This is a genomic window from Bdellovibrio sp. HCB337 (assembly GCF_047302465.1).
Classification (GTDB): domain Bacteria; phylum Bdellovibrionota; class Bdellovibrionia; order Bdellovibrionales; family Bdellovibrionaceae; genus JACMRP01.
On the sequence record NZ_CP178621.1, the window covers coordinates 991,787 to 1,005,707 of the forward strand.

Annotated in this window: 13 protein-coding genes; 6 read left to right on the forward strand and 7 right to left on the reverse strand. The window is 45.1% G+C overall.

Annotated features, from left to right (window positions below; all coding sequences use genetic code 11):
* Positions 1-82 precede the first annotated feature (82 nt).
* Positions 83-2,695 (forward strand): ATP-binding protein, encoded by a 2,613-nt coding sequence (locus ACLWBB_RS04815; protein ID WP_413290439.1) that lies wholly within the window; start codon positions 83-85, stop codon positions 2,693-2,695.
* Between the two features lie 3 nt (positions 2,696-2,698).
* On the opposite strand, the gene ACLWBB_RS04820 is transcribed toward ACLWBB_RS04815, so the two are convergent.
* From ACLWBB_RS04820 to ACLWBB_RS04830, 3 genes are read right to left on the reverse strand one after another with little or no spacing between them, the layout of a single operon-like run.
* Complete coding sequence (locus tag ACLWBB_RS04820; protein ID WP_413290440.1) at positions 2,699-3,475, reverse strand: EcsC family protein; 777 nt, start codon at positions 3,473-3,475, stop codon at positions 2,699-2,701.
* Between the two features lie 36 nt (positions 3,476-3,511).
* Positions 3,512-4,054: a DUF924 family protein gene (locus tag ACLWBB_RS04825; protein WP_413290441.1), complete on the reverse strand. Its 543-nt coding sequence runs from the start codon at positions 4,052-4,054 to the stop codon at positions 3,512-3,514.
* Between the two features lies 1 nt (position 4,055).
* Positions 4,056-4,883 (reverse strand): hypothetical protein, encoded by an 828-nt coding sequence (locus tag ACLWBB_RS04830; RefSeq protein WP_413290442.1) that lies wholly within the window; start codon positions 4,881-4,883, stop codon positions 4,056-4,058.
* A gap of 760 nt (positions 4,884-5,643) precedes the next feature.
* Here ACLWBB_RS04830 and ACLWBB_RS04835 point away from each other — a divergent pair.
* Complete coding sequence (locus ACLWBB_RS04835; RefSeq protein ID WP_413290443.1) at positions 5,644-6,372, forward strand: substrate-binding periplasmic protein; 729 nt, start codon at positions 5,644-5,646, stop codon at positions 6,370-6,372.
* Here the strand turns inward: ACLWBB_RS04835 and ACLWBB_RS04840 are convergent, their stop codons facing one another.
* From ACLWBB_RS04840 to ACLWBB_RS04855, 4 genes are all read right to left on the reverse strand, one after another.
* Positions 6,373-7,374, reverse strand: a complete 1,002-nt coding sequence (locus tag ACLWBB_RS04840) for a hypothetical protein (protein ID WP_413290444.1) — start codon at positions 7,372-7,374, stop codon at positions 6,373-6,375.
* Between the two features lie 83 nt (positions 7,375-7,457).
* On the reverse strand, positions 7,458-9,101 hold the full coding sequence (locus ACLWBB_RS04845; protein ID WP_413290445.1) for a hypothetical protein: 1,644 nt from the start codon (positions 9,099-9,101) through the stop codon (positions 7,458-7,460).
* Complete coding sequence (locus tag ACLWBB_RS04850; protein WP_413290446.1) at positions 9,073-9,210, reverse strand: hypothetical protein; 138 nt, start codon at positions 9,208-9,210, stop codon at positions 9,073-9,075. Before ACLWBB_RS04850 ends, ACLWBB_RS04845 begins: the two co-directional genes overlap by 29 nt.
* Positions 9,211-9,317: 107 nt before the next feature.
* Entirely contained in the window at positions 9,318-10,388 is a 1,071-nt protein-coding gene (locus ACLWBB_RS04855; protein WP_413290447.1) for a hypothetical protein, read from the reverse strand.
* Positions 10,389-10,589: 201 nt separating this feature from the next.
* Here ACLWBB_RS04855 and ACLWBB_RS04860 point away from each other — a divergent pair, with 201 nt between their 5' ends.
* The 4 genes from ACLWBB_RS04860 to ACLWBB_RS04875 all read left to right on the forward strand — a co-directional run bounded on the left by ACLWBB_RS04860 (position 10,590) and on the right by ACLWBB_RS04875 (position 13,920).
* Entirely contained in the window at positions 10,590-10,874 is a 285-nt protein-coding gene (locus tag ACLWBB_RS04860; RefSeq protein WP_413290448.1) for a hypothetical protein, read from the forward strand.
* Between the two features lie 141 nt (positions 10,875-11,015).
* Complete coding sequence (locus ACLWBB_RS04865; protein ID WP_413290449.1) at positions 11,016-12,389, forward strand: beta-sandwich domain-containing protein; 1,374 nt, start codon at positions 11,016-11,018, stop codon at positions 12,387-12,389.
* A 202-nt stretch (positions 12,390-12,591) separates the two neighbouring features.
* On the forward strand, positions 12,592-13,332 hold the full coding sequence (locus ACLWBB_RS04870; RefSeq protein ID WP_413290450.1) for a substrate-binding periplasmic protein: 741 nt from the start codon (positions 12,592-12,594) through the stop codon (positions 13,330-13,332).
* 84 nt (positions 13,333-13,416) lie between these two features.
* On the forward strand, positions 13,417-13,920 hold the full coding sequence (locus ACLWBB_RS04875) for a hypothetical protein (RefSeq protein ID WP_413290451.1): 504 nt from the start codon (positions 13,417-13,419) through the stop codon (positions 13,918-13,920).
* Position 13,921: the final 1 nt, after the last annotated feature.

A 13,921-nucleotide genomic window follows, 5' to 3' on the forward strand; every position in this document is an offset into this window, starting at 1 on the left:
ACACATGCTTATGTGAAATCTAAGAATGAGATTCGCGCGGAGTCTTTGACAACTTCCTTCAGAAGTTTAGAGTAGGAGGTCTATGAGTGGGTCTAAAGCTTCTCTGCAGAAAAACGTTGTATATTCATTATTTTGGTCCTTCGCTTTAGTGTTGGGCGCGGGTTTTATTTTCCATCTTGCGAACCTCCGAAAAGAGGCTTTAGAGAGTGCAAAAATAGATACGTATAATGTTGCCAGTGCTCTAAAGGAAAATACCCTTCGGCAAATTGACAAGGCTCACGCGCTGTTGAAGTCACGGCTGGAAACCCCGTCTTTTCAACAGGCATTTGCAAGTCGTAGTGAACAGGCTCTTTTTGATCAATTGCAGAAAATGGACATGGAGCAAGAGCCAAATGGAGAGTTCATCGTTATCGACGCTCAAGGGAACTTGCTTTCTTCAAGCATGGGGATTCCGGCTAAACCGGAAAACTTCAGTGAAGTTCCTTTTTTCCAATTTCATTCCGAGGACACTTCTAAGCAGATTAAGGTAGGCGACATCTATAAGGGTCCTCATCGACAAATTTATAAGATCCCCCTTTCGATTCGTGTTTCTAAGCCTGATGGTAGCTTTTCAGGCGTTATCGCAGTTTTGATGGATCCTCGCTCGGTGCAAAGCTTTTATAAAACCATCGATCTGAAGCTTGGCGATAGCATGGCATTGATTGATAGCGAAGGTCGCTATATGACGCGTTTTCCATGGAAAGACAATATTGTCGGCGAGGTCAGGACTCGGTATCCAGACATTGTAAGCGCTATCTATAATAATCCGCGTGGCACTGTTATCGGACCTAGTTCCGTCGACGGGCAAGAACGCGTGATTAGCTTTTCCAAATTTGAACGCTACCCTGTGACAGCAGCGGCCGCGCGGTTGACATCGGTCGTTTACAAAACGGTGTGGACGTCAGCCTATTTATTAGTTCCACTTTATGTGGGACTAGTTTGGTTGGCGTTCTACCTGTCTCGGGCGTTCTTGCGGTCAGAGTTCCGTTTAAGAAACGAAATTGAAAAAGCAGAGCTTTTTGAGCACACCGTGAAAGCGATTAACAGTCGTACTTCAAAAGAAATTGGTCAAAAGTTCTTGGATAAACTTGTTATCGAGATAGGGAAGGTTTTACGCTGCCGCTATGTTTTTGTTGGTGAGGTCGCAAAAGATCGTCAGCGTGTTGTAACGATTGCGGCCAGTAAAGATGGCGAGCCCATTCCCAATGTTGAATATGATATAGAGAATACTCCGTGTGAGGGCGTGCTACGCGAAGAGATCTGTTATTTTTCAAAAGGCGTTCAGCACCTTTTCCCTAAAGATCATATGTTAACTCAAATCGGTGCTGAAAGTTATTTGGGAGTTTCGCTCTTTGATTCTCGCGGCGATATATTGGGAATTCTCGTGGGATTGCATGACTCTCCGATGGAAGACTCAGATTTAGTAACGACTGTATTCAGTATTTTTGCCGCTCGAGCCGGAGCCGAGATCGAACGAATTCGCTCTGAACGAAGTCGTCAAGAAACCGAAGATATGAAGCGCCATCTTGAATCGCAAGTCGCACACTCACAAAAAATGGAGTCTATCGGGCGTCTCGCGAGCGGTATTGCTCATGACTTTAACAATGTCTTAGGAGCCATCACTGCAAATCTGGAATTTGCGCGCATGCGCGCCGGGGAAAAATCACCAGCCACAGAATACATCAATCGTGCCGACAAAGCCTCTCTCCGCGCTCGTGATCTTGTAAGGCAGATTCTGACTTTCGGGCGAAAGGGACAGCAGGACGAAAACAAGCCGCTTTCTTTGGCGCAAATCATTCAAGAGGTAGGACAGATCTTACGCGCGGGGATCGGGGCACATATTGAAATCCGTACGATCATTTTGGATTATGACATGACGATCTTTGCCAACGCCACGCAGATCCATCAAGTACTGATGAATCTATGTACCAATGCCGCGCAGGCGATTACTAAGTCTAGCGGTCTGATAGAGATTATTCTTGAAAGGGAAAATGGCGAAGCAAAGCTTACCGTGCGGGACAATGGCGTTGGCATAGACTCTGAAACTCTGCCGCGTATCTTTGAACCATTCTTCACGACAAAGGGTGCCGGGCAGGGGACGGGCTTAGGGTTGTCAGTGGTACAGAATATCGTGAAAAATCACGGTGGACACATCGAAGTAAAGTCTATTCCTCTTGAAGGTAGTGAGTTTGTTTTGTATTTTCCGCTTTTTATGAAAGAAAAGATCGAAGTTCCTGTTACGGATCTCTCTTCTCTTCCTCAGGGACATGGCCAAGAAATTTTAGTGGTTGATGATGAATCCACGATGGTGGAACTAACATGCGATATCTTGAATGACAATGGTTACAAGACGACAGGTTTTTCATATCCCCAAGAGGCCTACAAAGCATTTATGGAGAATCCAGCTAAATATTCTTTGGTTGTGACCGACATCACAATGCCAGGTATGCGTGGGGAAGAGCTTGCGCGCCGAATTCGCGAAGTTCGTAAGGATATCCCAGTGATTTTTACGACAGGCTTAGATACGGAACTGAATCAACTTCAGAGTGTCGAAGGACCTTATCTGACTTTGCAGAAGCCCTACAATTTGTGGACTTTGGTAGATGCCGTAGGGCGGTTTTTAAAAACTAAAACACCAGGGCAGCCTACTGTTTAAATACTACTTCAGGGATTCAAGATAGAGTTTTTGAACCAGATCTGCGCCGTACTTTCTTTCAAGACGGCGTAGACCAAAATGATAGTATGCGGTGTTGTTAAAAAAGTTGGTGAAAGCGACATTGATTGCTGCACCACCTGCAGCTCCTAAAACCGGAATTGCTTCGGCCATGACCTTCTCTGCAACGACGATTTCATAACGAGCAGCCACGCGAGCTAAAAAACGTGCTAAGAGCGATGCCGTCCCAGTTTCTGAAGCTTTCTTTAAAAACGAATTCAAAGCCAAGCGTTGCGCAAAATAAGACGAGTTCATCGCGTCGTCCACATTGCTTTGCGGAGACCCCATTGCAAAAACTTGTAGACACTCCATACGCACTTCGGGATCAGATAAGTCCTCGCCAAAACTTTGTGCAATCGTCGCGATGGATCTAAAAATAATCCCAGTGGTCACCGGCAATTCAACAGCAAGGGCTAAGGGACCAAAAAAACCACCTACAGCACCTGTGACGGCCGTAGCAATGCTGTGTTTTTTTCCTTGTAACAAGGGTTGCTTCGGCAAGGACTCTGGTGCCACGGTCGAAATCGAAATATCCAAAGTTTTACGAAGTGCATTTTCTGCGGTTTCAGAAATTTTTCTTCGGATCATTGGGGGCAAAGAGTTTTGCATCAGCTCTAACGGTTTACCAAGAGCATTCGCGGCTTTAATCAGAAAACCTGGGTTTTCCAAAAACTGAGCGGCCGTGTAAACAAATTCCTTTTCTCGATCCGAAATATTTTCCATGGGACAATTCTAACATGCTGTGGTCAGGGGCCAAGACTAAAAACTGGATCCTGGGCCTTTTAAGAACTCAATCTCTTCGGGCGTAGAGATTCTGCCAAGAACTGCATTACGGTGGGGATAGCGCCCAAACCGCTCGATGATTTTTTTATGTTGAATTTCAAAGTTCAAAGAGTTTTCTAAACCAGATTGAGAAAACAGGCGCACTGCCTCGTCATGAATCTTTAAGGATTCACTGTGCATGTAGGGCATGTAAATAAATGCTCTTTGATCCAACATTAATGCTTGATCTGCACCGCTACTAACGGCCTCTTGAGCCAGAACCAGTGCTAAAGAATCAAATTGAAAAGACATCGGTGTGTCGCGAAACATATTCCGAGAAAATTGATCTAAGACGATGATTTCCGCCAGACGCCCTTCGGCTAATTTACGCCAGGTGAAAGTCTCTCCACGGCTTACTTGAAGATGTGTTTCAAGAAAGTTTTTGCGAACTAGCTCATCAAAAGCAGGGTCTTTCATGAACCACTGCTTCCGAGGAATTTCCTCAAACCAGAATCGCAGAACATCTTGAGCGTTTTTCATGTTACTGCAGTTTTTCTGAAGCGATCGCGAGAGCATTGCGAGTTTTTGCAATCTCGGCTAACAGCTCATTGGTTTTAGAAGGCGACAGCGTCGCTGCGATCGAAGTGATGTTTCCAATAGTCATCAAAGTGGGGCCCAACACAGCAGCCGTTTTGTTCATGCCTTGGCTTCTCATGATACCAGCCGCAACATAGAATGTAATCGCAGCACCGGCAGCCTGAGACAGCATTGCAGACAGACGAATACCTTTATTCAGGTTTTCACGGTCTTTATATTCTTCTAAAGAGTTTTGGATCGCTTCCAAAGAGCGATCCAACTCATCCAAGGCGGTCAGTGATTGAGGAGTTAACTCAGAACCCGCGCGTGCTGCTAAAATTTCCTGGCGAGCTTTAATCAATGCTTCGTTCGCTTCTTTCGTTTCGCCGCTACCTTTTTGGATTTCACTCACTAAATGAAGAGCTGCAGAAGATGCTGTTTTAACAGCGGCAACACCGAATCCAGCCAAAGCAAGAATGCCACCAACTCCAGAATCTCCACCGACTTTGGATACGCCAAAAGAAAGTGCCGCAAGTCCCAAACCCAGAGCAGCTCCACCAACGGCGATGCCTGCAGCAAGGCTGCCTTTTTCTTTACGCGCTTGGATCGCTAAAGCGGTTTCTGCAAGGCCCTGATCAAGGCGTTGAATATCATGACGAAGGATCATCAGTTCTTTTTGAGCCGAAAGAATTTGGACGTCAGCTATGGCGTCCACACGTGATTCTGCGGCGATAGCGCTATGTTGAACAGCGATGATACCAGCAAGGCTTAAAGAGAGTATTTTTGTTTTCATGATCAACGTCCTTTGAATAAGTCGCAGGCTTCCGTAAAAAGGTCGGAAGCCGCCGGAAAGACTTTAAGCAAAGACTTTGCCAGTCCAAATGCGGTTAGATTGAAAATGAGGACGTGAAAAGGACTATTTCGGGGACCACGGGCGGCCCCTGTCTAAGAGTTTAACGACCGGCGCTTAGGGTTGATGAGGGTGAGCGAGTGGCTTTCGAAGCGGGGCGAGGCGCATGAACAATGTGTTTGGCCGGAATTAGGGAGCGAACTTCCATCACAGCACTTTTCTTAACGGCTGCGGGTCTTATCAGCTGCGTTTTCACTAAGTAGGACGCAGCGATTACTAAAACGAGTACCAGTGGTGCTACGATGAAAGTATCACTTTTGATCATATTGAGATTGAACTTCAAGTTACGGGCCAGCGGTCAGACCTCTTCAATGCGAATAGATTGACAGTGAAGTGTTGAACTTTTTGTGATTTTAGAACACTCCTTAGATTGCAAGCTCGCAATATGCATGGAATCTTTTGCCTTTTGTGAATCACAGAGAACTTGTCAAATGCTCATGCAGTGAACTGTTGCTGTCGATCAATGTTAAAAAGCCCCTAAATCGTTCTATATTTTTCCTTCGGGAATGCGCAAAAACCTATGAGTACGACACTTTTTTTGGCCACAGGTGTGGCACACATATGTAAGATCTATCGAATCCAGAGGGAATAGGCGCTTTTTCAGTTTAAAAATGGACTAAACAGAAGTAGTCTACCAGGCCATATGAAGTATCTGGTGGCACTCCTTTTTTTGACATCTGTATCGCACGCAGGGGAAAACACAACTCTCTGTAAGATGTCTTATGAACCAGGTTATGAAAATATCTCTTCTTATGCTGAAGGCCTTAACTTCATGGCAAAAGTGCTGACACAGTCGGGTTGTAAAGTGGAGGTAGTTCCTCTTCCTCAAAAGCGCGGCTTGGAAATGCTTAATAAAAATGTCATTGATTTTTCTTTTGGCATAACAAAGGCTGAGCGTAAATCTGGCAAGCCGGTTTTGTTAAGCTCGTTTCCATTTGCTCACATTAAGCAAAAAATCGCCTATGTGAAAACTGACAAGGCATTTTCTTTCAACAAAGTGCCTGAGCTTCGTGGTGTCACGATTCTAAATACATTCTCTTTAAATCAATACGCCGACAAGCATAGTTTAAATCTTTTGGAAGTACGTACGCCTCGTCAAGGCCTTGATATGCTCCTGCATGGCCGAGTGGACTATCTTATCGCCGCGGATGTGATCATTCAGGACTTAGTGGAGAAAAATCAAAATATCAAAAAGACTGTTGTCACTTATCCAACGACATTGACAACAGAAGCTCTTTATTTGGGAATCGGCAGGCGCCACATTTCACGAGTCGAGACCATCGAGAAGAATTTAAAATTAGCTCTTGCAGGTGATCTGGCAGAGTATCCGCATCTGCGCCCGCTCCTAAATACAACAGCAAAGCCAGAATAATTAGTTAAGATTCAGAGATATAACCAGCCAGTGGATGGATCCTAAGCGACTGCAGCTGAGTCTGACGGTCTTGCCAAGAGCGTCGATGGATGTGTTGACATGTTCCTTGGACAAACACTTTTTCAGAAGTTTTTGGATCTGAGGATCTTTATGTTTCGAGAGGTTGTACTCATCTGTACGAAAGGTGTCTTTTTTCACCGTGGATTCGTACACTTTTTCTTTGAATGGTGGCAAGTTGAGAACTTCAGAGGCTCTATTAGAGGCACTGACTAACAAGCCCGTCTCGTGTACTAAAACGATGCCTTCGTTGTCCCCTCGGGAGTATTTGTCGGTTAATGTCGCTAGGCGAATATCGATGCCGGCCACGCCCTCGAGGTTACTGTCGACGTAAATCGGGGAGATCCCCGAGATCATAAAACCGCGACCCGCCGGATCCAAATAGGGTTCATCCACCCAGACCACTTTTTTCTCGGGATTGTGGGTTTCATTGGCCATGTAATAAAAATTGAACTCAGGAATAATCATTTTTGGATCGAAAGCCTTCACAGAATCTACTGGAGGAAAGATTTTGCACATGCTGTCTTTGCTGTTGTAGTAGACCTGAACGATCGCTTCGTTGGTAGATACCGTATTTTGAAAATCCTCTTCCAAAGATTCAGTAAAATACAGAACTTCTTTCGCAGAAACCGACTGTTTTTTATAAGCCGAGAGCCAGACATCAGAACGTGCCAGGCGTGGCTCGCGATAGTAAACTCCGGTGGGAGCAGTCTTATATTGGCTTTTGTTGGCCTTAGGAATTAGCGCCGTCTTATTTTTATAGGCTTCTTCAACTTTAGTATCGAGATTTTCGATGGCGACTTCGAGCGCTTTGAAGTCCGCGTTTAACTGAGATTTTGCGCGCTCCAGTTGATCTTCGGTCGCTGCGTAGCGATTCAAAAAATTGAACGAGCAGCCAGAGTTCAGAAGGAGGAATGTGAGTACAAACAACGGAAGTTTTCTCATGATCTTAGTTGGTAATACTAAAAGAGAATGATCAAGCCAAGTGAAGAATGGTAAAAAACACTCTTATCGCTCGCAAACGTGCCTTATTCAGCATTTTGCATTTTCTGATGAACCAAATACACGTCCGCATTGTAGTGCGCGGGCCATTTTTCGAAAGGAAGAGTTCTTTTTTTCGCGAGGTGCTTATCAGCTTGCTCTAAGAGTCCCGTTGCCATTCGAGCATCATAACCAGATGGAACTGATGCCGTATAAAGGACGTCACGGGTAAATTCTTTTTTCGGCATTGGAAAGCTGCTCAGAGGAAAATAACGCAAAGAATAGCACGTCATCAACATCACCACTTGATGGCGGGGAATAGCTTGCGGTAAGAGTGAGCCATAAATGCTATAGACCGCTTCGTGAATTCGATTTTCAGAGAGGTTTTTGCCAACACCAGAGTGGCCGCCAAAATAAACGATGTCACTAGTAGCAAGGCCTTCGTTGAGAGCTGCATAGAATTTTTCGTAAGAAGACTGCTCTTTCATTGCAGAACCAATGGTGACCAGAATCTCATAGTTTTTTTGGCTCTCTTTGAATTTTCCTGTCAGTTTCCATTGTAAAAGAATTTCTTCTAAGGCGAGTTGTTCGATCTTAAATTCGTCTGACAGATTTTTCATGGACCACGCGAAGGCCAATCCAGATCTAATTGCGATATCATAGATGCTCAGATCATTGATGGCTTTGCGGGCCTGCTCGAAATCTTGCAGCGTTAAAATGCTATCGATCTTCTCTTTCAAAACAATGTTAACGGGCTCGGGATGAAAAACCGAGTCATCATCGATCATCGTAAAGCTCACAGTTACTTTAAGTGGTCGAGCACCGATTGTTTCTAAAAACTTCATCTCGAAAGGTTTGGTGGTTTCTAGGGAAATAGTCTGTTTATCAGATATCTTGTAACTCAAAAATGCGTCTTTATTGATAGAGTCCGCACATCTACGATCGTCTAAAGACCAATAGTACCAGTAGTAGTAAGGATCGTGATCGTATAGCAGATCGTCAGTTGCGCAGGGAGTGATTCTTTCGTTGATTTTACGTGCTTCGTTGTATTTCACGACACGTTGGGGTTCAGGGACAAACCAGAAAGCCAAAAAGGGATCCGCAGGCATCAGAACCTGTTCTTTGAACTGATGTGTTTGATCCTGGCAGGTCAATACTTTTACTTCAGCGTCGTAGGTCACTTCAATTGCATCGTCCAAGTTTGACGTAGAGCCTGCGGCTAATGCTTTGGTGATGTATTGTGAATCGAGGTCTTGAGTGTCCTTGATTTTTTTAAGCAGAGACGGATGAATGCCATTGCTGTAGATCTCAAGATTGAAAGGGTACTTGGCGTCTTTCTGCTGAATACGAGAGATTTTATAGCCGTCGTAGGGAATCGCAGCGAACTTCGGGGTGTCTTGCTTATTAAAGGCGGGGATCGAAGTGTGAATGTAGCGTAAATGGCGATCTGCATAGATCGACAGATCCGCATCAGACACAGTTGGAGAAGGCAGAAGTTTTTTATTTAAATAGAACTTTGGATGAATGTTGAAAGAGAAACTTTCGCTCTTTCCCTGGCAGGTGGCCTCGAGTCTTTTGCTGAAGGGGGGATGCATATATAAATATGCAGCGAGCCCCCCAGCAACGACTGTGATAGCCGCTAAGAACAGAAATCGCAAAAAACTATTTTCCGCGCGCGTGAGCAACTTCAAGACCGGCACCCCAACGCAAACCCGCGACGGAGCTATCGTCTTGGAGATATTGAACTGTTACGAAAAATGTTGCTAAAAAAAGAAGGCCTAAAATGGATTTCTTAAGCATGGCAGTTCCTCCTGCAGAAATTAGACGCTTACATTTATTCTATAGCTTTTCGACCTTAAATGGCAATGGCTTAAGACCTTGTCTCACATTGATCCATGCCCAAAGGTCTATGGATTTGCGTTGATCTTCCCGAGGGTCCAGCGAGTGCTCTTGTAGATTTGGCGACTCAAATAGAAATGCAAAAACGATCTGGACACAGCTAAAAACGAAATCAACGTAGGTAGGGTCCACTGTACTAAAACGCTCTCAGTGGACATCTCATTGAAAGCGAGCCACTCCCACCATTCAAAGATATTGGCGTCACGGTCGCCTGGGGGTTCCAAGAAATACACCAAAGCTAAACACACCAAAATCAGGCCCAGCATCTTTGCAAAAAACACGGGTTGTTTCGATTTTTTCGCATCGTTCGTTTGTATACTTCCAGTAATTCCGATTTCAACCACCCAGTGAGGAATCGAGTACACCAAAAAGTGAAACGGGTAGTAGGCAAAGACACCCGCAAAGGGTTGAATGCCGAGGCTGAGTGCATAAGCGATTTTTTGATAAGATGGGTTCTTTTTTCTAAACTCCCAAACAACGTAGGCTGCAGTCAGAAGTGCTGCAAGAGTCAAAGTTGCCTTCGTTAAAACTGCGGTCGGAATCCATGATGGAATCCAGCGAATAAAAGGACCCCACCGAGCTTCGATGCAAAACCAAATGATCGGTTGAATCACGCAGCCCATGATAAGGCAGAAATTTTTGTCAATTTTGCGATCTTGGACATCGCTTTGTCCCTGGGCTGAGCGATAGAGGCTAAGTACTCCGAAATTTTGTGCAGAAAAATGCCACGTGTTCCACAGCAAATAGACGTATCCAGCCAACAACCAAAATTCAGGACGGGCAAAAGCAGATCCTAAAACTCCCAGAAGCATCGAGACCACCACAATCAGAACACTCATCATGACGATTTGCTTACGTTGTGGTTTTATTTTTTCGACAAAAGATTCGGATGAGAAGACGGCTAACAGTGGCATGAAAGAGTGAAAGCCACCAACAAGGGGGCCGGCAATCAGCAAATATGTCAGAAACGAATTCGACCAGGGACTGTAATACAGAATGGCGCCCAGTGGAAAAAGCCACAGGCCACTCAAAATCCAAAGGCTATCCCAAGAGGGTGATCGTAACCACTTTGATTGCATGTTTATTATCATACCAAGCATTGTAAAACGCGCTCAATATGAAGCTTGTAGGATGAAAAGGGACCTAGCCTTTGAACCTGAATGAGACGGTTTATAGCCAGCCTTGTCTTTTAACGGCCTCGACAGAAACTTATGGCTTTTCTTAAAAGGGCTACGCAAAACTTGGGGACTCAACATTTACGATTTGAAAGGCGGTTTTCAATGAAGAAATTTGTTTTCGTTTTGTTATGCCCATTTTTTATCGGCCTACAAAGTGTTTCTGCTTCAGAAGAGATTCAAGTGTCATCCACAGAGATGACCCAACAGCAGACTCAAGAGTTGGGAGTGGCACATTGGCGCGGAGCTCGTTGTGGCAAACGCAGTGATCACAAGTGTTGGGGTCGCAGAGTCTATGATTCTTGCGAGAAAGACTCAAGCCACGGCTACTATGGGCGCTGTGACAACTACGGTCAACGCACTCCAGATGTCGTTTGTATCTGTCGCTAAGCTCATAAGCTTAGGGAACAGCTGGGAAAAGGACAAATATCGGGACAATTTGACACCAAAAGTACTGGTACGGATCTTGTTATATGGTAAAGCGATCACCTAGTTGGGATCAAACCACCCCCGCCTTGAGGAGAACGCTTTATGAGAAAAGAACTGGTATTAGGATTTTTGGCAGCAACTATGTCCCTGCAAACAGTAACTATCGCTCATGCGGAAACCCCACTGCCACCACCTGTTCCAGGTCCATCTCAGCAAATTCAAGAGGGCACGATCGAAGTTCAACGCATCACTCGTAAAACGGGTGGGGAATGGTACCGCATCAGCCTTCGTCGCGCAGTGACTTTGTCACGTGTAGAGTTGATGGCGCTTTCAATGAAAATCAAAATTCACGAAGGCAGCGTGATCACGGATAGAAGCGAGCGCATCGCGATCCGCGAATTCGCGAACACGGCCGTGACTGATGCCGGTGTCACCATTGCATCTGAAAACCTCAATACCAACGATGGCATTGTTGCAATTGATATCCGTGCAGAGTCTTACGGTGGTTATGCCGATTTGCGAGTTCTCGCAGTTTCTACGCAAGAGCGTCCGCAGTTAGTTTTGGGTAAGGTTCGAGAAGAAACTCCAGAGCGCCCGCAACGTCCTGATAGGCCTCAACGTCCGGATCGTCCACAGCGTCCGGATCGCCCGCAAAGACCAGATCGTCCAAACCGTCCTGAGTATCCAGGCAATCAAGGTTGCAACTATGGTGTGGATGTAAGCTATCAACTCTCAAGACTTGAAAGCGATATGGATATTTGGGCTCAACGTATCAACCAATCCAGCTATGGAACTACGGAATACAATATGGCTGTCAGTGAACTTCGCAGAACTGCAGATTATGTAGTTTCTATCGCTCGTTCGAACGATGCTCGTTACACGCCGGTCCATCAGTTAGAGGCTTCTGCAGAGAGTCTTCTGAATAAGGTCAATCATTACTCTTATGGCACAGTCGCTTACGACGCTTTTAGCACAACTGGTAAAGCAGTCATCGCAGCTTTGGTAGATGCATTGGACGTATCTATTAACTGCCAATTCCGTGATACAGAATCCTTGCTTCAAGCAGGCATTGGTTATTTGCAAAAAATGAACAGCGCTTCATACGGCACCGTGAAGTATGACGCTTACTCTTCAGCCGCTGCAAAACTTTTCAAGATCGCGCCAAGCTTCTACGAGCAAGAAGTATACAACTATCGTAAAAGCTTCCATGACATCAACGCCGACATGGAGAGCTTCAATCAAAGAAAAGACCAATACTCTTACGGCACTCAAGGTTATGACTCTTTCACCAACCTTACGAAGAAAGCGAGCGTCTTATCACAGACTGATCTTCGTCAACGTGTGCCTTACATGAGTCCTAACGAAAGATACGAGTGGGTTAGCTACTTTGAAAACCGCAAAAATAGTTTCTCTTACGGCACGGTTCTATACGATCACTACGTAAGCTCGAAAGACATCGCAGCGAACGGTCGCTAAAAAATAAGAACATTCTCCGGAGGATCATGAAGGACCTCTGGAGTGTGTTGAATCTGACGGCGCACAACAATATTTTGTTTTGCGAACCTTGAGTTTTTCTTCAGTTTTTTAGCCATGGAACGGATTCTGCGAGGACCAAGGTCTATGCAGAAGGGATGCCTCTTGCGGGCTATGAGTGCGCCTGATGTACTGACTATATTCCATGAAAAACTTTGCGACGTTCAATCTTCTCTTGATTCTTCTTCTTGCTTTGCCGTCTTACGGGGATGTTGTGACGGTCGCATTTGGAGATAAGCTTCAACCATTTTGTTTTCCAGAAACTCAAACAGGAATTCACGTCGACATCATTCGCGAGGCCCTAGCTTTTAAAGGCCACACGATGAATGCCGAATTTTATCCGATCAAACGTGTTCCGAGAGTCTTTATCACCAACAAGCTTGATGGCGCGATGATGGACTCGGACATGGATTTGCGCCAGTACGGCGGCATTTACGCAGAGCCTGCGGTTTTGTATGACAACGTTTTTATTTCGTTAAAAAGTCGCAATATCCAAATTCATAAACCTGAAGATTTAAAAAACCTTTCGGTTTTGGCTTTTCCAGGAGCTCTCGAACGCTACCCAGAATGGTTGGGAGCAGTCAGTAAGGAAGGGCATTACTTCGAGTCCAACGAGCAACCTTTGCAGGTCTTAGCTCTTTTGCGAGGACGCTACGATGTGGTATTAAGTGATCGCCACATCTTTCGTTACTTTAAACAACAATATGTGAAAAACGAAAAAGTGGCTGATCAAAAAATAGTTGAACACGATTTCGTGAAACCGAACCCTAAAGACTATCAGACTATCTTTCGCTCCAAACAAATTGCACAGGACTACGAAGTTGGTTTGAAGCACCTTAAAAAAACTGGCCGATATGAGGCCATCTTCCGTCGTTATCTGAAGTAAGTAAGCTCCTCGCAAAACAACTATGTCAACTGCCACTGATGTGCCATGGGGGCCGATGAGGTAGAATAGTTGAAGGAGCTTTCTATGGAAAAAACACTCATTGGATTTTTGCTCTTAGTGTCGCCTTCTGTTTTTGCCGTTTCTGTCTTTGATAAAGTCACGCCCGAACAACCGATTTGTTATGGTCGCGAGTACAGCGCGGAATATTTGAAGTCTCGTCCGAAGCAGACGGTGCAGAAGATTTTAGCGAAGTTCTCTAAAGATGCGGAATATAATCAGAACCTCATGACGGTTGAAATCACGTTAAAGGGAAAGAAGCATTTCTACAAAAACTATCGGTCTCTATTATTTTGTGACAAGAATGATGATTGTTACGTCGAGTGTGATGGCGGCTCTGCCAGCGTGAGTTTGCAGCAAGATGGCAGAATGCACTTTAAAAATAATGGATTTGCCATTCAAGGTGGCTGCGGCAGCGAAGAAGAAGATGGCTTTTTGCTAAAGCCGACCGTCGGTGGCGACGATCGCTTTAGACTTATAAAAATCCCAAGCGGCTTCTGTCAGAAAGCGCCTGACTATTTGCGAGAATAGC

What these genes read in the sequence shown, in the direction of transcription:
- ACLWBB_RS04815 (WP_413290439.1), top strand. Translation starts at nt 83, where the DNA reads ATGAGTGGGTCTAAAGCTTCTCTGCAGAAAAACGTTGTATATTCATTA.
- ACLWBB_RS04820 (WP_413290440.1), bottom strand. Translation starts at nt 3,475, where the DNA reads ATGGAAAATATTTCGGATCGAGAAAAGGAATTTGTTTACACGGCCGCT.
- ACLWBB_RS04825 (WP_413290441.1), bottom strand. Translation starts at nt 4,054, where the DNA reads ATGAAAAACGCTCAAGATGTTCTGCGATTCTGGTTTGAGGAAATTCCT.
- ACLWBB_RS04830 (WP_413290442.1), bottom strand. Translation starts at nt 4,883, where the DNA reads ATGAAAACAAAAATACTCTCTTTAAGCCTTGCTGGTATCATCGCTGTT.
- ACLWBB_RS04835 (WP_413290443.1), top strand. Translation starts at nt 5,644, where the DNA reads ATGAAGTATCTGGTGGCACTCCTTTTTTTGACATCTGTATCGCACGCA.
- ACLWBB_RS04840 (WP_413290444.1), bottom strand. Translation starts at nt 7,374, where the DNA reads ATGAGAAAACTTCCGTTGTTTGTACTCACATTCCTCCTTCTGAACTCT.
- ACLWBB_RS04850 (WP_413290446.1), bottom strand. Translation starts at nt 9,210, where the DNA reads ATGCTTAAGAAATCCATTTTAGGCCTTCTTTTTTTAGCAACATTTTTC.
- ACLWBB_RS04855 (WP_413290447.1), bottom strand. Translation starts at nt 10,388, where the DNA reads ATGCAATCAAAGTGGTTACGATCACCCTCTTGGGATAGCCTTTGGATT.
- ACLWBB_RS04860 (WP_413290448.1), top strand. Translation starts at nt 10,590, where the DNA reads ATGAAGAAATTTGTTTTCGTTTTGTTATGCCCATTTTTTATCGGCCTA.
- ACLWBB_RS04865 (WP_413290449.1), top strand. Translation starts at nt 11,016, where the DNA reads ATGAGAAAAGAACTGGTATTAGGATTTTTGGCAGCAACTATGTCCCTG.
- ACLWBB_RS04870 (WP_413290450.1), top strand. Translation starts at nt 12,592, where the DNA reads ATGAAAAACTTTGCGACGTTCAATCTTCTCTTGATTCTTCTTCTTGCT.
- ACLWBB_RS04875 (WP_413290451.1), top strand. Translation starts at nt 13,417, where the DNA reads ATGGAAAAAACACTCATTGGATTTTTGCTCTTAGTGTCGCCTTCTGTT.